The sequence below is a fragment of the Lonepinella sp. MS14435 genome, assembly GCF_042485795.1.
In the GTDB taxonomy this organism is placed as follows: Bacteria; Pseudomonadota; Gammaproteobacteria; order Enterobacterales; family Pasteurellaceae; genus Lonepinella.
In genome coordinates, this window is record NZ_CP169368.1 from 755,931 (window position 1) to 777,338 (window position 21,408).

General features: G+C 40.0%; 15 protein-coding genes. 9 read left to right on the forward strand and 6 right to left on the reverse strand.

Features of this window, described 5'->3' with window-relative positions:
- Window positions 1-67: 67 nt before the first annotated feature.
- The 6 genes from O1Q80_RS03575 (at window position 68) to glnA (ending at window position 6,607) form a co-directional block, all read left to right on the forward strand.
- The gene (locus tag O1Q80_RS03575; protein ID WP_386695723.1) at window positions 68-1,981 is read left to right on the forward strand and encodes a TonB-dependent receptor domain-containing protein; all 1,914 of its coding nucleotides are present in this window, start codon (window positions 68-70) and stop codon (window positions 1,979-1,981) included.
- Between the two features lie 33 nt (window positions 1,982-2,014).
- A complete protein-coding gene (locus O1Q80_RS03580; protein WP_386695725.1) occupies window positions 2,015-2,983 on the forward strand; it encodes an ABC transporter substrate-binding protein in 969 nt (322 codons plus the stop codon).
- Window positions 2,977-3,774 (forward strand): ABC transporter permease, encoded by a 798-nt coding sequence (locus tag O1Q80_RS03585; RefSeq protein ID WP_386695727.1) that lies wholly within the window; start codon window positions 2,977-2,979, stop codon window positions 3,772-3,774. Before O1Q80_RS03580 ends, O1Q80_RS03585 begins: the two co-directional genes overlap by 7 nt.
- A gap of 8 nt (window positions 3,775-3,782) precedes the next feature.
- Entirely contained in the window at window positions 3,783-4,475 is a 693-nt protein-coding gene (locus tag O1Q80_RS03590) for an ATP-binding cassette domain-containing protein (protein ID WP_386689400.1), read from the forward strand.
- On the forward strand, window positions 4,468-4,947 hold the full coding sequence (locus tag O1Q80_RS03595; RefSeq protein ID WP_386695728.1) for a hypothetical protein: 480 nt from the start codon (window positions 4,468-4,470) through the stop codon (window positions 4,945-4,947). Before O1Q80_RS03590 ends, O1Q80_RS03595 begins: the two co-directional genes overlap by 8 nt.
- Before the next feature lie 238 nt (window positions 4,948-5,185).
- Window positions 5,186-6,607: a type I glutamate--ammonia ligase gene (gene glnA / locus O1Q80_RS03600; protein ID WP_386689404.1), complete on the forward strand. Its 1,422-nt coding sequence runs from the start codon at window positions 5,186-5,188 to the stop codon at window positions 6,605-6,607.
- 134 nt (window positions 6,608-6,741) lie between these two features.
- Here the strand turns inward: glnA and O1Q80_RS03605 are convergent, their stop codons facing one another.
- Together O1Q80_RS03605 and gltB are read right to left on the reverse strand one after the other, a co-directional pair.
- Window positions 6,742-8,166, reverse strand: coding sequence for an FAD-dependent oxidoreductase (locus O1Q80_RS03605; protein WP_386695730.1), 1,425 nt, complete (start codon window positions 8,164-8,166; stop codon window positions 6,742-6,744).
- An 89-nt stretch (window positions 8,167-8,255) separates the two neighbouring features.
- Entirely contained in the window at window positions 8,256-12,722 is a 4,467-nt protein-coding gene (gene gltB / locus O1Q80_RS03610; protein ID WP_386695731.1) for a glutamate synthase large subunit, read from the reverse strand.
- A gap of 499 nt (window positions 12,723-13,221) precedes the next feature.
- Here gltB and gdhA point away from each other — a divergent pair, with 499 nt between their 5' ends.
- From gdhA to O1Q80_RS03625, 3 genes are all read left to right on the forward strand, one after another.
- Window positions 13,222-14,571, forward strand: a complete 1,350-nt coding sequence (gene gdhA / locus O1Q80_RS03615) for an NADP-specific glutamate dehydrogenase (protein WP_386692479.1) — start codon at window positions 13,222-13,224, stop codon at window positions 14,569-14,571.
- A 162-nt stretch (window positions 14,572-14,733) separates the two neighbouring features.
- Window positions 14,734-17,037, forward strand: a complete 2,304-nt coding sequence (locus tag O1Q80_RS03620) for a Tex family protein (protein ID WP_386696135.1) — start codon at window positions 14,734-14,736, stop codon at window positions 17,035-17,037.
- Between the two features lie 224 nt (window positions 17,038-17,261).
- Complete coding sequence (locus O1Q80_RS03625; protein WP_386689412.1) at window positions 17,262-17,606, forward strand: pentapeptide MXKDX repeat protein; 345 nt, start codon at window positions 17,262-17,264, stop codon at window positions 17,604-17,606.
- Between the two features lie 232 nt (window positions 17,607-17,838).
- Here O1Q80_RS03625 and O1Q80_RS03630 read toward each other — a convergent pair whose 3' ends face one another.
- From O1Q80_RS03630 to O1Q80_RS03645, 4 genes are all read right to left on the reverse strand, one after another.
- Window positions 17,839-18,894, reverse strand: a complete 1,056-nt coding sequence (locus O1Q80_RS03630) for a porin (RefSeq protein ID WP_386695732.1) — start codon at window positions 18,892-18,894, stop codon at window positions 17,839-17,841.
- A 575-nt stretch (window positions 18,895-19,469) separates the two neighbouring features.
- Complete coding sequence (locus O1Q80_RS03635) at window positions 19,470-20,090, reverse strand: glutathione S-transferase family protein (RefSeq protein ID WP_386695734.1); 621 nt, start codon at window positions 20,088-20,090, stop codon at window positions 19,470-19,472.
- A gap of 64 nt (window positions 20,091-20,154) precedes the next feature.
- The gene (locus O1Q80_RS03640; RefSeq protein WP_386692484.1) at window positions 20,155-20,394 is read right to left on the reverse strand and encodes a DUF1778 domain-containing protein; all 240 of its coding nucleotides are present in this window, start codon (window positions 20,392-20,394) and stop codon (window positions 20,155-20,157) included.
- Window positions 20,384-21,247 (reverse strand): NYN domain-containing protein, encoded by an 864-nt coding sequence (locus tag O1Q80_RS03645; protein WP_386695736.1) that lies wholly within the window; start codon window positions 21,245-21,247, stop codon window positions 20,384-20,386. The genes O1Q80_RS03640 and O1Q80_RS03645 overlap by 11 nt, the downstream gene beginning before the upstream one ends.
- Between the last annotated feature and the right edge of the window lie 161 nt (window positions 21,248-21,408).

Below are 21,408 nucleotides of genomic sequence, written 5' to 3' on the forward strand. Positions count from 1 at the left end.
CTACTTTTTTAATCAACTATTGAGTATAATTTATTAAGAACGATTATCAATAGCGATAGAGGTTATTATGAAAAAACAAACCCTTTTAGGACTTGCGGTATTAGCCACTGTACCATCCGTTTTTGCCAGCGATCTTGCCGATCCCGATCAAATTAAACCCTTAAAAGAATTTTCCCCACCCAAACCCATTGCCCCCAATATTGCCCAAGGCTATATGGTAGAAAACCAATTTGATCGCACCGATCGTTCACAGTATTTTTCGGTGGCGAACAAAGTCAATGAGGGCGTTGCACCGTTAAAATTGAGTTCGGGTTTTTATGGCTCAAGTTTTTATAATTCGCTCTTTTCGGGTTTCCGTGAAGCCAATTATTACGCTTTGTTTAACATTAATCACACCAAAGCCAATCGCTATAAAGACGGGCAAGGTAACAAGGTGAATTTTGGTTATGAACGCTTTAATCAAGCCGCTGTGTTAGGTTGGTTGCCGAATGATCGCACGGAGTTTCGTTTGAGTTTTATTCATGATGATTTAGACGATGATAAACAGCCTGAACATCAAATGGATCCTGTCAGTACCGAGCGTTATGTGGTGCGTTTGAATGGTCGTTTTGGACAAGAAGATTTAAGTAACACATTAAGTACCGAATTAACCTATCGCCATGTGAAACGCCATGCGGATAACTATTCCTTGCGTTCGGTGGCGGGCAATAATGTGTATGTGTTATTACATCGTGAAGTGTTTGATGCCGCAGTTAAATATGATGTAGATTGGAGCAAATTCCATAATCAAATTGGCGTGAGTTATCAACATGATGATCACGATGGCGACCGCTATTTGCATACCGCTGCACGGGATATTTTAAACGGCTATCGTTTTGGTAACGTACATATTGACCGCTATCGGGCGTTTGATAACCTGCATTATACTTTTAATGAACAGCATAAACTGGGCTTAGGTTTGACCTATGAATATAACCGTGCGGATGTGCGAAAATATAACACCAATCTGCCTAATCCAATGATGCAAGGCACGCAATTTGCCAATATTCACACCTTGTGGAAAACCTATTTCGGGCGTAATTCATCCGATGGCAAAATCAAACAAAATGCCTTGTCTGCCGAGTTGAAATATGAATTTACCCCAACCGAATTACAACGCTATGAATTAAGCCTAGGGCATTTAGAACGGGTGGGCGACAATATGGAGCGTTTTAATTCCCTTGCTTCTATTGTGGTGCGTCCGAACGGTACAACCATGAACCAACAGCCCGTCAGTGCCATTGTGGATAATCCTTGGGTGAAACCTGAAGAGCATAATCGGATTAAATTTGATTTTGATCTGAAAAATGAATTTTACAAAGGCTACTTAAATTCTATGTTGGATAACGGCTGGAATGTGGGCGGTTCGTTGGTGTATGACGATGTGAAAAACTTGATTATTTTTGACCGCACTCGTGGACAATCAGGCACTATTGACAGCAGCGGTGGCATTATTACTCGCAACGTTGATGCGAAATTAGTGATTGCCAATCTGTATGCCAACTATAATTTCTTACAAAATTGGGCGGTGGGGGCAAAAGCCTTTTATAACTACGGCAAAAATGACACAGATGATCGTCCGTTGTATCAAATTCGTCCTTTTGAGTTGACGGCTAATTTAGACTACCGCCACTATTTCCAATACGGTAGCTATAACCTTGGCACTGCCGTGCGTTATGTGGCGAAACAAAACAAAGGCGATTTTGACCGCACTTCTGGTTTAGGCATTGACAATCGTTTAGCCACCAAACAATTTACCGTGGTAGATCTGTATGCAGGCTTAAATATTCAGGATAACTATGCGGTGCGTTTGGGGGTGAATAATGTCTTTAACCGCCAATACGCCGAATTTATCAGTGGCGATCATGTATTGGCATTAACCCCAAATTTAGTCAATGCCCCGGGTCGCACCTATTGGTTAAGCCTACATGCTTCATTCTAATTACACATTGGGAGAAAAAAGATGAATCTTGAAATGGAACGTAGAACCTTTCTGAAATTAACTTCCGCACTGGCTTTGGCAGGCGTCGCACCTTCGGTTTTCGCCACAGCCAAAGAACCGTTCACAGTTTACGGGGCACCAGCATTACCGAGCCTGACTATTGCGGTAGCTGGATTACAGGGGCAACTCGCTAAACAAAGAGAGGTCATACTGAAAGTCTGGCGTAATCCAGACCATCTGCGGGCAGGTATTGCCAGCGGTGAATTTAAGGTGATGATGAGTCCGAGCAATGTCGGGGTTAACCTACGCAATCAGGGACAAAAGGTCGGCATGATCAACATTCTGACTAACGGCATTACCCAATTAGTCAGCAAAAAACCACTCAATTCACCAGAAGAATTGCCGAATAAGAAAGTCATCATACCATTTAAAAATGATATGCCCGATATTGTATTCCGCGCCTTACTGAAACAACGTGGTATCAATGCAGAGCGAGTGGACATCACCTACGCAGCGGCACCTGCTGAAGCCGTCAGCCTCTTTTTGAGCAAAGAATTTGATGCAGTGTTTGTCCCCGAGCCGCTTGCCAGTGCCTGTATTCTGAAAGGTAAAAAAATGGGCGTAGAAGTGGTTCGTTCCTTTAATTTCGGGCAGGCGTGGGCGGAAGCATTCAATTCTAAACCAGTTACACCGAATGCTGGTATTATCGCCGATGTGGATTTCTACCATGCTCATGCGGAGGAATTTGAAATCTTCCACCAAGATTTGCAAAATGCCTTGGTTTGGGTAAAAAACAACGCTCAGAGTGCTGCGGAAATCGGTACCAATTACATGCCGGCACCCGCTCCCGCTATTGCAAACGCCATTCCGCATGCTAATTTGACGGTGGCGAAAGGCTCCGAAATGAAAGAAGAAATAATGCGTTTCTATGAAATCATTCTGCGTTACAACCCGAAATTATTAGGCGGAAAATTGCCAACAGATGACTTCTTCTTATGTTAAAAGTCGATAAAGTCCGCAAGCCACAAGCGAGAATCTTCTACATCTTGGATTATTTATGGGGTGGTTTTGCCACCCTTGGCGTAGTGGCAGTGCTACTGGCGATTTGGCAATGGGGAAGCAATAGCGTGGGGGAATTTTTAATTCCAAGCCCGTTGAGCGTTTTCCAACAAGCCGTTGCTTTGTTGCAGGATTTTCGTGGCAATCAAATTGATCTTTCACTGTGGCGAGCCATAGTGGGTGTGAGCAGTGCTTTATTGGTCGGCATTGTTACAGGCTTAATCGCAGGCACATCAAAAACTATTATGGCAATGCTCAACCCCTTAATGACGATGTTGCTCGCTACACCGCCGATTATTTGGGTGGTGATGGCATTATTTTGGTTTGGTTTTGGCAATGCCAGCGTGCTGTTTACCATTATTATCATCGTCACACCGCTGACCTTTGCCAGTAGCTCAGTGGGCATTGCGACCTTAAGCAAACAAATGCAAGAGCTGTTTGATGTGCATCATCTCGGTTGGGCGAAGAAAATGCGTTATCTGTATATTCCCCATTTAACCAGCTATATTATTGCCAGTATCAGCGTTGCGGTGGCATCAGGTATGCGAGTGGTGGTGATGGCAGAATTACTTGGGGCAAGCGATGGCGTGGGTTCACGTATTGCCGATGCTCGTGTGATGTTAGATACACCAACCGTCATGGCTTATGTGGTGTTGGTAATTTTATTGGTGGCATTATTTGAATACTTGATTATTAAGCCATTGGAAATTTTGTTTATGCCGTGGAAAAGGTAAAAAATAATATGCTGAAATTATCTCATCTGCATTTTGCGATTTTAAACGATGTCATTGTGCAAGACTTTAGCCTTGAATTGCAACGGGGTGAAATCAAAACCCTATTTGGACCCAGTGGCTGTGGCAAAACCACGGTGTTACGTTTAATTAGTGGGTTAGAAAAACCAAAATCAGGCGATATGATAAATCAATTCCATAAAATCGGTTTCCTATTTCAAGAAAATCGTCTATTAAACAATCTAACCGCGGTGAAAAATATTGAAATTTTTATGCCAATCCCTGAACGCCAGAAAATTTATGCCTTGGCGGCAGAAATCGGCTTAATCCCAGCAGATTTAAATAAATATCCTACCGAACTCAGTGGCGGTATGGCAAAGCGAGTGGCATTTTTGCGTTTATTATTAAGCGATTGCGACTTAGCGTTATTAGATGAACCGTTTGTGGGATTAGATCGGGATTTACGCCATAAATTAATCAGCCTGTTACAAGAGCGAGTACAACAGAAAACCTTGGCTTGTTTGCTGGTTACGCACGACCGCTTTGAAGCGGTACGTTTAAGCCATGAAATACTCTTATTGAGTGCCAAAGGCATGCTTATTCAACAACGTATTTTGCTCAATGAAGATTTTGCCTTGCGTGATACCCATTACGAAGAAAACGCCGTTAAGCAGTATTTGCAAGGGGCAGTGTATTATGAGTAGTTATATTATGAATAATCTGTATGACTTAATCCACCTTGCCGTATTGGCGACCCTTGGGGAGAGTTTCAAACTCAGTATGATACTGAGCAAAGTCGCATTAAAAAACAGTTCGCTCAACAATCCGATTTTTATCCCTAATCTGATTTACCGTAATTTATTGGCGGTATGCTTGGTTTTTTATTTGTTAAGCGAAATTTTTCTCACCGACAATGTGAGTGGTTTTATTGCGATGGGTATCGGTTGCCTGTTTATGGCGAATTTGAAAGAATTTCACTATTGGGATTTACTGCGTTTTTCACCGCTTTTTGCCTATTATTTGCTCCAATTTATCGCCAGTCTAGGCTATCTTTGTTTAGGTTTTAGCCAAATCAGCCAGCAATCTTTAGAAATTGTTCAATGGCTTATTGGGTTGGGTTATTTGGGTGGTTTTGTTATAGTATATTGCAGATATAAACCTTTTTTAGGTCGCTAGCTCTTTAGCTCGGTGGGAAATTAGTGATAAAATAGATCAAGTATTTCTGTTAAGATGGTTAATTAAAAAATATCTATCATTATGTGTTTAAAATTAGATATATTTCAATAATGTATTTTATTTGTTAAAATTAAATCATGATATGATTGTTATTTTTAAATCGTTTTGCTATTTTATATACGCAACCACATTGCAAGAATTTACTTACTATTAAAATTAACTTGGAAGGAAGTTTCTTATGTCAAAAACACAAGCCATTGCTAACGTATTTAAACTTATCGAAGAAAACGATATCAAATTTGTTCTTCTTCGTTTTACCAATATTAAAGGAAAAGAACACGGTGTATCACTGCCAGCTAGTGTCATTGATGAAGATTTCTTTGAAGAAGGTAAAATGTTTGACGGTTCTTCAGTAGAAGGTTGGCGAGCGATTAATAAAGCGGATATGCTATTAATGCCAATTCCAGAAAGTGCGGTGGTAGATCCATTTGCACAAATCCCAACCCTATCTATTCGTTGTAGTATTTATGATCCGAACACTATGCAAAGCTACGATCGTGACCCACGTTCTATTGCCTTGCGTGCAGAACAATATATGCGTTCCACTGGCGTGGCAGATCATGTCATGTTTGGACCTGAACCTGAATTTTTCTTATTTGATGATGTACGTTTCTCCACTGAGCCAAATAAAGTGTCTTACGCCATTGATGATGAAGAGGCCATGTGGAACACCGATCGCAAATATAAAGAACAAGGCAACAATGCTTATCGTCCATTGAAAAAAGGCGGTTACTGTGCCGTTGCTCCGATTGATAGCGGACATGATATTCGTTCTGAAATGTGTTTATTGTTAGAAGAAATGGGCTTAGTGATTGAAGCTCATCACCATGAAGTAGCGACCGCAGGTCAAAATGAAATTGCAACTAAATTTAACAGCTTAACCTTAAAAGCGGACGAAACTCAAATCTATAAATATATCGTGCAAAACGTGGCATTAGAACATGGCAAAACCGCTTGCTTTATGCCAAAACCATTTGCTGGTGATAATGGTTCAGGTATGCACTGTAATATGTCTTTAAGTAAAGACGGCAAAAACGTATTTATGGGAGATAAATATGCTGGTCTTTCCGAAACGGCACTTTACTATATTGGTGGCGTGATTAAACATGCGAAAGCCTTAAACGCATTCACTAACCCAACCACTAACTCATACAAACGCTTAGTACCAGGTTTTGAAGCTCCAGTATTATTAGCTTATTCTGCAAGTAACCGCTCTGCATCTATCCGTATTCCAGCCGTTACTAGCCCGAAAGCGACACGTGTAGAAGCTCGTTTCCCAGATCCAATGGCGAACCCATATTTGTGTTTCTCTGCCTTATTAATGGCAGGTCTGGACGGTATTATCAATAAAATCCACCCAGGTGATGCAATGGATAAAAACCTTTACGATTTACCACCAGAAGAACTAAAAGAAATTCCAGCGGTATCCAGTTCTTTAGGCGAAGCATTGGATAATTTGGAAAAAGACTATGAGTTCTTAACTCACGGTGGTGTATTCACTAAAGACTTTATTGATACCTTTATCGGCATGAAACGTAAAGAAGTAGAACGTTTGAACATGACCCCACATCCAGTGGAATTTGAAATGTATTATGCTTAATGTTTGATTAAGTGGAAAAAAACAGGATTAGAGATAATCCTGTTTTTTTTGTGTGTTGTTATACTGACGAAAGAGAAAGTGCGGTGAAAAATATTTGATATTTTTTCACCGCACTTTGAATCTAACGATTTAAATTACACATCTAAATACTCTAAAATCCCTTGAGCGGCATCACGTCCTTCGGCAATAGCTGTCACCACTAAATCTGAGCCACGGGTAACATCACCGCCAGCAAAGATTTTTGGATTGGCGGTTTGTTGTTTCAATTCGCCGTTGGATTTAATGCGACCACGATTATCCACTTCCACGCCGACTGCGGCTAACCACGGCATCGCATGTGGAGCGAAACCGAATGCTACAATCACTGCATCGCAAGAGATGATTTCTTCGCTATTCGGAATAATTTCCGCACGCTGGCGACCGTTGCTATCTGTGGCACCTAGTTTGGTTCTGACAATTTTAATCCCTGTCACTTTACCTGATGTGTCCGTTTCAATGGCAACAGGATCGGCTTCGATTTCTACTGGTTGAGCGTTAAATTCAAAATCGACACCCTCTTCTTTAGCGTTATGATATTCTTTTTTCGAACCAGGCATATTGGCAGCGTCACGGCGATAAACACAAGTTACTTCCACCGCACCTTGTCGAACCGAAGTACGCACGCAGTCCATAGCAGTATCACCGCCACCCAGTACCACCACACGTTTACCCTGCATATTAACAAAATCAGGGGCATCAAAGCCGAGTAAATGTTGCGTATTGCCGATTAGAAATGGTAAGGCAGAATAAACGCCAGTGGCATTTTCATTGGGAATATCTGCTTTCATGCCTTGATAGGTACCGACACCTAAGAATACTGCATCATACTGTGCGACCAGTTCGTCTAGTGTGATATCTTTGCCAATTTCTACTCCTAAGTGGAATTTTACGCCTAATTCGGTAAATAGCTCACGGCGACGTGTCATCACGCTTTTTTCCAGTTTGAATGCAGGAATACCAAAGGTAAGCAAACCACCGATTTCTGGCTGGCGTTCGTAAATACTGACTTCTACACCATTACGAAGTAATACATCGGCACAACCTAAGCCAGCAGGTCCAGCACCGATAATAGCCACTTTTTTACCCGTTGGAACGGCATTAATAGTTGGTTTCCAGCCCATTGCAAAGGCTTTTTCAGTGATATATTTTTCCACATTACCAATGGTGACAGCGCCAAATCCGTCATTTAAGGTACATGACCCCTCGCATAAGCGATCTTGTGGACAAACGCGACCACAGACTTCTGGCAAACTGTTGGTGGAATGGGCTAATTCTGCCGCTTCAATAATGCGTCCCTCATGGGCTAAACGTAGCCAGTTCGGGATATTGTTATGTAACGGACATTTGTTTTGACAATAAGGATTGCCACACTCCAAACAGCGATCCGCTTGAGATTGTGCCTGTGTATCGCTAAATACATTGTAAATTTCCACAAACTCGGTTTTTCTTACGTTAAGTGGAATTTTCGGTGGATCCACACGTTGCAAGTCGATAAATTGATAGACGTTTCCACGACCCATAGTTTATTCCTTCAAATCTTTAAAAACTTTTTCTTTTTCCACCGCACTTTGGTTTAAATAAAGTGCGGTGAAAATCCCACAAATTTTTATTACTGAGCTAACGCACCTAATTCATTCACGGTACGGCGTTTATGCCCTAATAACCCATTAACATCATTGGCTTTTGGTTTTATTAACACAAATTGCGAAACATATTGTTCCCAGTTAGCCAAAATACGTTCACCGATACCACTATGGGTTAATTCTACGTGGCGAGAAATTAAGCCACGTAAATGCTCTTGATGAGTTGGTAAATCCACAATGCTTAAACCCTCTACTAATTCAGGGTTAAGCCGTTGTTTAAAACCGCCATCTGTATCAAGCACATAAGCGAATCCACCCGTCATGCCAGCACCAAAGTTAATCCCCGTTTTGCCTAACACGGTGACGATACCGCCAGTCATATATTCACAACCGTTATCGCCGATACCCTCAACCACTGCAGATGCACCAGAGTTACGCACCGCAAAACGTTCGCCAGCACGTCCTGATGCAAATAATTCACCGCCAGTGGCACCATATAAACAAGTGTTGCCCGCAATGGTGGCATCTTCCGCCTTGAATGAAACACCTGCGTGCGGTTTGATCACAATACGACCACCAGCCATACCTTTACCCACGTAGTCGTTAGTATCACCTGTTAAGGTCAAATTTACACCACCTGCCAGCCATACCCCTAAACTTTGTCCAGCGGTACCGGTTAAATTAATATTAAATTCTTGCAATGGATTACCACGATTGCCGTAACGTGCTGCCAAAATACCAGAAAGCGTTGCTCCAATAGAACGATCTAGGTTGCTCACGTCAAAATTCATTTCACTATTCAAGCCATTTTCTAATGCCTCTTGAGCTTGTTCTACAATCGCTTTGTTTAACAAACCTTTGTCAAATGGTGGATTGTGTTGCGTACAATATCTTGCACTGCCAGCTGGCACTTGTGGCGAATAGAGTAATTTAGTTAAATCTAAACCACGTTGTTTACCCGTATGACCATCAATAATTTCCAATAAATCGGTGCGACCGATTAAGTCGGTGAGTTTTTCTACGCCTAATTGGGCTAAAATCTCACGGACATCTTGTGCAATAAATTTAAAGTAATTCATGGCTTTTTCTGGCAAGCCAGTATAATGTTTACTGCGTAAGGTTTCGTCTTGGGTCGCAATACCTGTGGCACAGTTATTTAAGTGACAAATACGCAAGTATTTACAACCTAATGCCACCATTGGACCTGTACCGAAACCAAAACTTTCTGCCCCTAAAATGGCGGCTTTGACAATATCTAAACCTGTTTTTAAACCACCATCCACTTGCAACCGCACTTTATGTCGCAAATTATTTTCCACTAACGCCTGTTGTGCTTCGGCTAAACCCAATTCCCACGGTGAACCTGCGTATTTCACGCTGGATAATGGGCTTGCCCCAGTACCGCCGTCATAACCTGCAATGGTGATCAGATCGGCATAGGCTTTGGCGACGCCAGTGGCAATCGTACCCACACCTGGTAAAGACACTAATTTCACCGAAATTAACGCTTTCGGGTTAATTTGTTTGAGATCGAAAATTAATTGCGCCAAATCTTCAATGGAATAAATATCATGATGTGGTGGTGGTGAAATCAAGGTTGACCCTGGCACCGCATAGCGTAATTGTGCAATATAAGGGGTCACTTTATCCCCTGGTAATTGACCGCCCTCACCGGGTTTTGCTCCTTGTGCGACTTTAATTTGAATCACTTCTGCACTCATTAAATAAGCAGGCGTTACCCCAAAGCGACCAGAGGCGACCTGTTTGATTTTAGACACTTTTTCAGTGCCATAGCGTTTCGGATCTTCACCGCCCTCACCTGAATTTGAATAACCGCCTAAACGGTTCATTGCAGTGGCTAAGGCTTCGTGTGCTTCTGGACTTAATGCACCGATAGACATGGCGGCACTGTCAAAGCGTTTATATAGATTTTCCGCTGGTTCAACTTGTGCGACATCAATCGCATTATTGGGGTCTGTTTTGAGCTTTAACATATCACGAATGGTCGCCACAGGACGATGATTCACAGCATCACGATAGGCTTTGTATTGCTCATAATCCCCGCTATTGACGGCTTTTTGCAAGTTCATCACCACATCTGGGTTATAGGCGTGATATTCCCCTTGCGGTTTGAATTTCAAAAATCCGCCCATATCCAAATCTTGACTTGGTCGCCATGCCCGTTTGCGTAATTGACTAAGTTGCTGGTCAAAATCCGCAAAGCTGGCACCCTCAATTCGACTAGTAATCCTAGGGAAACAAAGATCAGTAATTTCTGAACTCATACCCACTAACTCAAATAATCTGGCACAACGATAAGATGAAATGGTGGAAATCCCCATTTTCGACATAATTTTGTACAAGCCTTTATCAATGCCATAACGGAAATTTGCCGTAACTTGACGTAAGGATTTTTTGATTGAACCCGTTTTCACCATTTGCCCTAAGGTTTCATAGGCAAGATACGGATAAATAGCGGTTGCCCCTAAACCGAGTAACACCGCAAAATGATGCGGACTGCGAGCTTCGGCAGTTTCGACTAAAATATTGGTATCACAACGTAAATTGGCAGACACTAATTGATTTTGTAATGCCCCTACTGACAAGGCAGTTGGAATCGGTTGATAGAATTTACTAATATTGCGATCCGACACGATTAATAAAACTGCACCATTTTGCACCGCACTTTTAGCTTCTTTACACAGATTTTCAATGGCTTGTTTTAAGCTCATTTCATCGGGGTTATAGGTTGCGTCTAAAATTTGGTGTTTATAATATTGTTGTGGCAAATCCAAAATTTGTTGCATATCGGAATAGACCAAAATCGGTGATTTAAAACTGACTCGATGGCTCATTCCTTCCGCTTCAAAGAACACGCTCATTTCACGTCCGATACTCGTGTTTAATGACATCACATGAGCTTCACGTAATGGGTCAATCGGTGGGTTTGTTACCTGTGCAAAATATTGACGGAAATAATCAAAAATTACTCGTGGACGTTCAGATAGCACCGCAAATGGCGTATCATCACCCATCGAACCGACCGCTTCTTGCCCGTTCTCACCCAGTACACGAATGATATTCTCAATTTCTTCGTTATCGTATAAGAATTGTTTTTGATACACCAATAATTCTTGCTCGCTTAAGGTTGTCGCACCAATTTGGCTATCATCTACTTGATCAAATGGCACTAAGCGTTTGACGTTTTTATCTAGCCATTGGCGATAAGGATGTCTGGAGCGAACTTCATTATCAATTTCATCGGAATGAACTAAACGCCCTTTTTTGGTATCAATCACTAATAATTGCCCCGGCCCAACCCGTCCTTTTTCTACCACTTCATCAGGTGCATAATCCCAAATACCGATTTCTGATGCGATAGTAATTAAGCGATCTTCGGTGATCACATAGCGAGCTGGGCGTAAACCATTACGATCTAGGTTACAAGCGGCATAACGACCGTCAGACAGCACAATTCCAGCAGGACCGTCCCAAGGTTCCATGTGTATAGAATTAAAATCATAAAAAGCTCGCAGATTATCGTCCATGTCAGGGTTATGTTGCCACGCAGGTGGTACTAATAAACGCATGGCACGGAATAAATCCATACCGCCACACACAAACAGCTCCAACATATTATCCAACGAGCTAGAATCCGAACCACTTTCATTTACGAATGGTGCAGCAGTTTGTAAATCTGGAATTAACGGTGTGCGATATTTATAACCCCTTGCTCTCGCCCAAGCTCGGTTGCCTGAAATGGTATTAATCTCACCATTATGGGCTAAATAGCGGAATGGTTGAGCTAATTTCCAACGGGGTTGGGTATTGGTGGAAAAACGTTGGTGGAATAAACAAATCGCAGATTGCATGCGTAGATCGGCTAAATCTGTATAGAATTTCGGCAAATCTTTCGGCATACACAAACCTTTATAAATCACGGTCTGATTAGAAAAACTACAAATATAAAAATCATCATGGCTGATACGTTTTTCAATACGACGACGAGCCACAAATAAACGACGTTGTAAGTCTTGATTTCGCCAACCGCTCGGTGCATTAATAAACACCTGTTTGATCGCTGGCATATCTGCAAGAGCGATTGAACCTAAAACCGATGGATTGGTTGGCACATCACGCCAATAGGCAATGCCTAAGGTTTCTTCGGTCAGTTCTTGATTAATAATCTCAATAAATTCGGCTATTAATTTCTCATCTTGCGGTAAAAAAATCTGACCCACCGCAAAATTTTTAGCTAAGGAAAAGCCATTCTCATCGGCGATATGGCGAAAAAAGGTTTCTGGCATTTGAATAGATAAACCGCAACCATCGCCAGTTTTACCGTCTGATAAAATCGCCCCACGATGTTGCATCCGAGATAAGCCTAAAATGGCATTACGTACGACTTTGTGGCTCTGCACGCCGTCAATATTGGCGATCAGCCCAAAACCGCAGTTTTCACGCACTTCACTGCGATCATATAGCGTTGTCATAAGTTGTCTTCCTGCAAATAGAGTAAAAGTAAAATCGTTTTAGCTAACAAGGTGGGAAAAATAACAGATTTTACACCGCACTTTGTTATTTCGTTATATAGGTAAAGTTATCTTAGATTGAATAAGGGTTTATGTAAATATATCAAACATTGTATTTATATAAACGGCTTAATTATTAAATAAAATATAAATAATTGTTATTTATTTTAAATCTTATCTAATTTTATATGAATGAATAATTGTATCTATATAATTTCATGATTACTAACGTGTTATTTTAAACAAAAATCGACGATTTTGTCATTTATTTAGAAAAAATATAATTTTTGCACTTATTAACTGAATAAAAATAATTTTCATTTAGTTGTGTTGATTTATCTTTTGAGAAGATGAAAAAAAGCATTGCATTTTGAATTGTGTTTTTGCATAGTAGAACCCGAGCTGTTCAAACAGCGATTGCAAACAAACATATTACTCATATTAAAAAAGGAAACATATTATGTCTAACTCAGTATCATCATTAGAAGACTTTCTAGCTTACGTTGCACAGCGTGACGGTCATCAACCTGAATTTTTACAAGCAGTGCGTGAGGTATTTACCTCTATTTGGTCTTTTATTGAAAAAAATCCAAAATACCGTTCACAAGCATTATTAGAACGTTTAGTTGAGCCTGAACGTGCATTCCAATTCCGCGTAGCATGGACAGATGACAAAGGTCAAACCCAAGTCAACCGTGCTTTCCGTGTTCAGTTCAATAGTGCGATTGGTCCATTTAAAGGCGGTATGCGTTTTCACCCATCAGTTAACTTATCTATCCTAAAATTCTTAGGTTTTGAACAAATCTTCAAAAATGCCTTAACAACCTTGCCAATGGGCGGGGCGAAAGGCGGTTCCGACTTCGATCCAAAAGGCAAATCTGATGCGGAAGTGATGCGTTTCTGCCAAGCATTAATTGCAGAATTATATCGTCATATTGGTCCAGATACTGACGTGCCAGCAGGCGACATTGGTGTAGGTGGTCGTGAAGTAGGATATCTTGCAGGGTATATGAAAAAATTATCTAACCAAGCTGCTTGCGTATTCACGGGTCGTGGGCTTTCCTTTGGTGGGAGTTTAATTCGCCCTGAAGCCACAGGTTACGGCTTAGTTTATTTTGCACAAGCCATGTTAGCGGAAAAAGGTCAATCTTTCCAAGGCAAAACCGTTTCAGTTTCAGGTTCAGGTAATGTTGCTCAATATGCGATTGAAAAAGCGTTACAACTTGGTGCAAAAGTTGTTACCTGTTCAGATTCATCGGGCTATGTTTATGATAAAGACGGTTTCACAGCAGAAAAATTAGCTGCCTTAATCGAAATTAAAGAAGTGAAACGTGGTCGTGTGAAAGATTATGCGGAACAATTCGGTTTAGAATATCATGCAGGTCAACGTCCTTGGGGAGTAAAAGTCGATATTGCATTGCCTTGTGCAACCCAAAATGAAATTGAATTAGCTGATGCACAAAAATTAATTGCCAATGGCGTACAATTAGTGGCTGAGGGTGCTAATATGCCAACCACTATTGAAGCGACTGATGCGTTCTTAGCGGCTGATGTATTATTTGGACCAGGTAAAGCTGCCAATGCCGGTGGGGTAGCGACATCTGGTTTAGAAATGGCACAAGGTTCACAACGTTTATACTGGAGTCGTGAAGAAGTCGATGCTAAATTACACAGCATTATGTTAGATATTCATGCCAACTGTAAAAAATATGGTTCAGGTGAGGGCAAAAATATTAACTATGTGGTGGGTGCAAACGTAGCTGGTTTCGTTAAAGTCGCTGATGCCATGTTGGCACAAGGTGTCTATTAATTTTTTACTGCTTTGACTAAAATAGAGTAGGGCGAATCGAATGGATTCGCCTTATTTGTTTTGTGGTCTTTGATCGTATCCAGTTTGATACTGCTTTATTTTCCTCGACAAAAACAGTATGCTATTAAGCAATTTTTTGCTTAAAGAAGTATCAATATGTTAATGTTAAACCAACAAATCTCTCAAATTATCGCTGATGAACTAAATGTTCATCCGCAACAAATTCTGGCTGCGATTCAGTTAGTCGATGATGGCAATACGATTCCTTTTATTGCTCGCTATCGTAAAGAAGTGACGGGTGGCTTAGACGATACCCAGTTACGCCATTTTGAAACCCGTTTAATTTATTTGCGTGAATTGGAAGATCGCCGTCAGACGATTCTGAAATCCATTGAAGAACAAGGCAAACTCACCGCTGAACTGCAACAAAAAATTCAACAAACTCAAAGCAAAACCGAACTCGAAGATCTCTATCTTCCTTACAAACCAAAACGCCGCACTAAAGGACAAATTGCCATTGAAGCAGGTCTTGAGCCGTTGGCGGATTTATTATGGTTGCAACCTACTCACGATCCCGATAGCACAGCAGAAACCTTTGTGAATGCCGAAAAAGGTGTGGTCGATAGTAAAGCGGCGTTAGACGGTGCGAAATATATTTTAATGGAACGCTTTGCCGAAGATGCACAATTATTGGCAAAAGTCCGTCAATATTTACAACAAAGTGCGGTGTTAATTTCCAAAGTTTTTGAGGGAAAAGAAACGGACGGGGCGAAATTCCGAGATTATTTCGATCATCAAGAACCGTTAAAAAATGTACCCTCACACCGTGCTTTAGCGATGTTGCGTGGACGTAATGAGGGTTTTCTGCAACTGAGCCTTAATGCCGATCCTGATGCAGCAGAAGGTAGTCGTTCAAGCTATTGTGAAGAAATTATTCGTGAGCATTTGGGTGTGCGTTTTAATGCTCAACCTGCGGATAAATGGCGTGAGCAAGTGATTGCATGGACATGGAAAATTAAACTGGCGTTACATTTAGAAACGGAATTAATGGGGGCTTTACGTGAAAAAGCAGAACAGGAAGCGATTGATGTTTTTGCCCGAAATTTAACCGCACTTTTAATGGCAGCCCCTGCTGGAGCGAAAAATACCATGGGACTTGACCCAGGTTTACGCACGGGGGTGAAAGTCGCCGTGGTGGATAATACAGGAAAATTGCTCGATACCGCCACGATTTATCCACATACAGGGCAAACGGAAACCGCTTTGGTAACGTTGTTTAAATTGATTAAAACCCATAATGTCGAATTAATTGCGATTGGTAACGGGACGGCATCACGTGAAACAGAACGTTTTGCCAAGGAAGTGATTAAACAAATTCCGCAAAATACACCACAGATTGTGGTCGTCAGTGAAGCAGGGGCATCGGTTTATTCTGCGTCTGAATTGGCGGCACAAGAATTTCCGAATTTAGATGTATCTTTACGTGGAGCGGTATCCATAGCTCGCCGTTTGCAAGATCCGCTGGCGGAGCTAGTGAAAATTGAGCCAAAAGCTATTGGGGTAGGGCAATATCAACATGATGTGAATCAATCCCAACTGGCTCGTAAACTTGATGCGGTGGTAGAAGATTGTGTTAATGCTGTCGGGGTGGATTTAAATACGGCTTCATCTGCCTTATTGGCTCGTGTAGCTGGCATGAGTAAGACGCTTGCCCAAAATATCGTGGATTATCGTGATGAGAACGGACGTTTCAACAGTCGAACTGAATTGAAAAAAGTACCACGCTTAGGACCAAAAGCCTTTGAGCAATGTGCAGGTTTTATGCGAATTAATCAGGGCAAAAATCCCCTTGATGCGTCTGGAGTTCACCCCGAAGCCTATGCAGTAGTAGAAAAAATTTTACAAGCCACAGAACAATCCATTCAAGATTTAATGGGCAATGCTTCTGCTATTCGTCAGCTTGAAGCAAAACAATTCACCGATGAAAAATTTGGTTTACCAACGGTAATGGATATTTTTAAAGAGCTAGAAAAACCAGGACGCGATCCACGGGGTGAATTTAAAACGGCGACCTTTATGGACGGCGTGGAAGACATCACGGATTTGAAAGCAGGTATGATTTTAGAGGGAACCATTACTAACGTGACCAATTTCGGGGCATTTGTGGATATTGGTGTACATCAAGACGGCTTAGTACATATTTCATCGTTGGCGGATAAATTTGTTGAAGATCCCCATCAAGTGGTGAAAACAGGCGATGTGGTAAAAGTCAAAGTGCTTGAAGTCGATGTGGCTCGCAAACGGATTGCCTTAACCATGCGATTAGAGGAAAGTGCGGTGAAAAAAGAGCAAAAATTTGACCGCAGTTCTGAACGAAATTCATCGCCCAAAGGTCGCCATGAACGGCATAATCAATCTTTCACCAATAATGCCTTTGCTGATGCGTTAAAAGGTTGGAAAAAATAATTTTTAAGTTGTAGAAGATCGATCTCTGATCTTCTACATATTAGAACATTTCATCCGCATCTTTTCATTGCTGTTTTTACCACTAATAAAATATCTTAACTATTATTTTATCTATTTTATTAAAAATTTTTGTAAGGTTTCTGCTACTCGTTCGACTAATGCTAATGAAAGGATAGTGAATATATTCTTTCGCTAACAATTTATCTTAATCAAAGGAGAAATCTATGAAATCTTTAAATATTTTAAAAACCTTAAGTGCAGTATCATTACTTTCTATTTTTGCCGTGAACGCAAATGCAGCTGATATGAAAAAAGATCAGATGAACAAAGACCAAATGCACTCAGAAATGATGAAAGCTGACGAAATGAAAAAAGGTGATATGAAATCAGATATGATGATGAAATCTGATGAAATGAAAAAAGGAGACATGCACTCAGACATGATGAAATCTGATGAAATGAAAAAAGGAGACATGAAATCGGGCATGATGAAATCCGACAATATGAAAAAAGGAGGTACAAAATCGGACATGATGAAATCCGACGAGATGAAAAAAGACAAAATGTAATTGTAATTAGAATAAACTGCAATGGTGGTGTCATTAGTCTATGTATAGTATAGCGAGTTTGATACCACCTTAATTCATTGTCGCAAATAAAGAAAATTAAAACTGATCTTCTACACCTGAACCAAATTTATCACTGTTATTTTAATGAGATTAATTGCCATAAAAAAAGCCCCATTAAAATAATGGGGCGAAAGGATCAAATGATAAAAAACATTAGCAATTTCGTTAGAGATTAGAAGAAGATACGAGTACCTAAAGCGATTTGTTTATTTTTAGCTTGAGCGCCTGTGTCACCACCTTTAATTTTTAATGAACCACCTTCAACATAAACTAATACATTTTTGTTGAAATGGTGATCTGCTCCCAAGAACCAACCGCGTAATTTATCGTTCGCCATACCTTGAGTTTTACCTGTACCAAATAAATATTCAGCATAAACAGCATTATTTGGTGTAACGTGGTATTTTAAACCAACTTCAAATTGGTCAATTTTCTCATAGTTGATAGAGCTACCAGCTGAGTCTTTAAGTGCAGGACCTTTAAGAGCCACAACTGTTTTACCTTTTGGAGCTTGTTGATGAGCCCAATCAAAACCAAATTCTACAGGACCATAAGATAAGCCAATAGCTGCACCTGCACTTTTCACTTTATAATCATTAGTTGCTAAAGTACCTTTAGTTTGTTCGCTATAACCACCTTCTGTAGAGAAACCGAATTCACCCACTTTTGTGCTATAGAATGCACCAAGTGCAAAACCTTGGTCTGCATCAGCAGTGTGACCTGATGTACTTTCTTTTGTTGCATCACCGAACAAGTAATCTGCACCAAAATGGAAACCGCCAAATTTAGCAGATTCAAAATGAACTGCTTTATTATGAGAATCTACTACTTTAACGATTGCCCCTAATTCATAAGTATAGTCAGATAAACCAATAGCATCACCAGTGGTTAATTGACGACCGAATGTTAAAGTACCGATGTCTTTATGTTCAAATCCACCGAATAAACGTTTAGTATGAATACCATCACCAATCGTACCATGTTGAGTAAAACGAATTTCCATATTAGCTAATGCACTGAAACCGTTACCAATTTCTTGATAAGCACGAACACGTACACGAGAACCTTTGTCCACTAAATCTGTACGTTTACCAGTTTCGTTTTTAACTTGCATTGAAATACGACCATCAACATCAAGTTTAGTACCATCTTGTTGATAAACCACAGTTGCATTGGCAGCACTAGAAGCTAAGGCAGCGACGGCTAGAGCGATAAGTGTTTTTTTCATAATAATGTTTCCTTATTTTGGTTAAGTATAACAAATCGATTATTTCGACTAGAGTTTAGCAAATTCCTTTGCTATTTGAAGTTTTACTTCTTGATGCGAAATTTAAATGAATTGATTTTTTATGTCAATATAGGGAACTTTTTTGAAGAAAACATGATTTGTAGATTAATCAATATGTTATGAAATTTCATTAGATTGAAAAAATGAGATCTAGATCACAAATTTGAAAGAATTTTTCTATATTATTATTTTTTGTGAATTTTCAATTAATTGATTTAAAAGGAATAATTAAATTTGTTTATCTTTTATTAAAGTAAATATTCAAAAATAAATATAGACAGGAAAGTTTATTTCAAAAATGTGAACTAGATCACATTTTTAGTGGGAACTTTTTGAGAAATGACAAAGGATTAGTCAAAAAATAGGATAGATTGCAGGGTGACAAGACATCCGCCCCGCACTGGCGTACGGGGCTAAGCATGGTGACGCCACGCTGTGGCTTGGGTTCGGGGGTGGATAGATGCGGAGCATCGTGACTATGCTTAGCCCTGTACGTGAGTGCAGGGTGACAAGCCTTATTTTCCTTGTAACACCTGTTGCTCAATTTGTTGGGCTTTTTGCCAACTTGGAAGTTGATGTAAATCGGCAAGATAGCGATCAATATGCGTGAATTTACCTTGATATACCATTTTCATAAAGATTAGAGCAAATGCTAGGGCAAAATCGGCTCCCGTAAGTTTGTCGCCCATAATATAACGTTTATTGGCTAATTGACGGTTTACATAGTTATAAACTTTTTCTATTTCACTGTCTGCATAAGCTAAGGTGTTTTGTGGTGGAGTGGGTTCTCTCGCAGCAATAAATTTAAGCACTAAGGGAATCATTGCGGTGCTTTCACTAAATTGTAGCCATTGTAAATATTCGGCATATTCAGGACTATCTGTCGCTGGAGCGAGTTGTGGGGCGTGATTTGCGATAATCCATTCCACCATAGCCACTGATTCAGTGATGACTTTTCCGTCAATTTCAAGTAACGGAACTTTGCCTAACGGGTGAATATCTTTCAGTGCTTCTGGTGCGTGCATATTTTCTTGACGTTTATGCGAGATTAATTCATAAGGCAAGCCAATATGTTCCAATAACCAAGTCACTCGCATAGCACGAGAACGGTCGAGATAGTGTAGTTTGAGTTTCATGTTTGTTTCCTTTGAGTTCTATAACATTGCAATCAAATAAGTTTCTATCGTAAGATTATTAAATTTAGTTATCAACATTAACATTCTTATAGCCCCGATTAAACAGTGCAACCATTTCTGGGTGTGGATCAGGTTCAGCGTCTAATATCGCCATTGCTTTTTGCCATTGTTGAGCATTTAAACGAATTGTTTGATGTTTATTAATGACTTTAACGGCTCTTTCAAAAGCACTTTCTAATATTGTTGGTTTGTCTGATTGTGCTATTTGAGTTTTATGTTTACTGCATGGGTAATCAGTTTTCATCCAATTTTAAAACCTTTCTTAAATTTCTCATTGCTTCTTCATGCGTAATAGTTTCTTCTAACCCATTTTGCATTTTGTAGATTAAATCAAGTTCCATTTCAACATCTGCTAAGCTATGTAATGATTCTTTACCCATTTTCACCCTATTTAAAACAGCTTCTGCCAATATGATTTCTTGTAAATCATCATGTTTCTTTTTATGAAAGTATGTACTTCTTAATCCATCAATATGCTCATTAAGTTGGTCAGGGATATTTTGATGTATAGGATCTAAAATAAAGTCAACACCTTCTCTCCTTGCCAACTTTGCAGCGGGTACAAAATCAGAATCACCAGCAATAAGTACTATTTGATTAACTTGTTTTTTTAAAGCTAGTGTGGTTATATCAATACCTATTCGCATATCAACACCTTTCTGCCGAGTATTAATAATCACATCATTTTCTTGCAATGGAGATTTTGATAGATCACGTTTTCCTTTTAAAATAGCTTGTTCAATATCTGGTTTAATAATCCATTCTACGGTTTGAGATAAATCACCCAATCGCAATGCTAATTTTCTTTTTTTTAATAAACGTTGGTGTAGTTCGGTTCTGAATATGGCTTCATTTGATTTCGAGAAATCAAATGCCTTTTTGCTGATAGGATTGTGCATTTTCTTTTCCAATGGAGCACAATCGTAGAAAAAAATACGATAGAGTTCTTGTTTAACTTTTCTTTTGTCCGATAAATGTAACATAGCACAGCGAACAGCGAGATCTGCTATACGTTGTGCATTAAAATAGTTATTTGGTTCAAAATGCCTGATACGTTTAATAAAATAAGCACCATCAATTAAAATTGCCGTCGCCATTTTCTTTTCCTTATATAGAAAAAAACCCTAAGGTTCGGCATAATGTCTGGATAAGTGACAAAAGCGTACAACTAAGGGTCGGATTATTACTAAGTATAAATTTTTGTCTGTTAATGTCAAGTGGATATTAATAAAAAAACAACGACATCATCCTTGATATC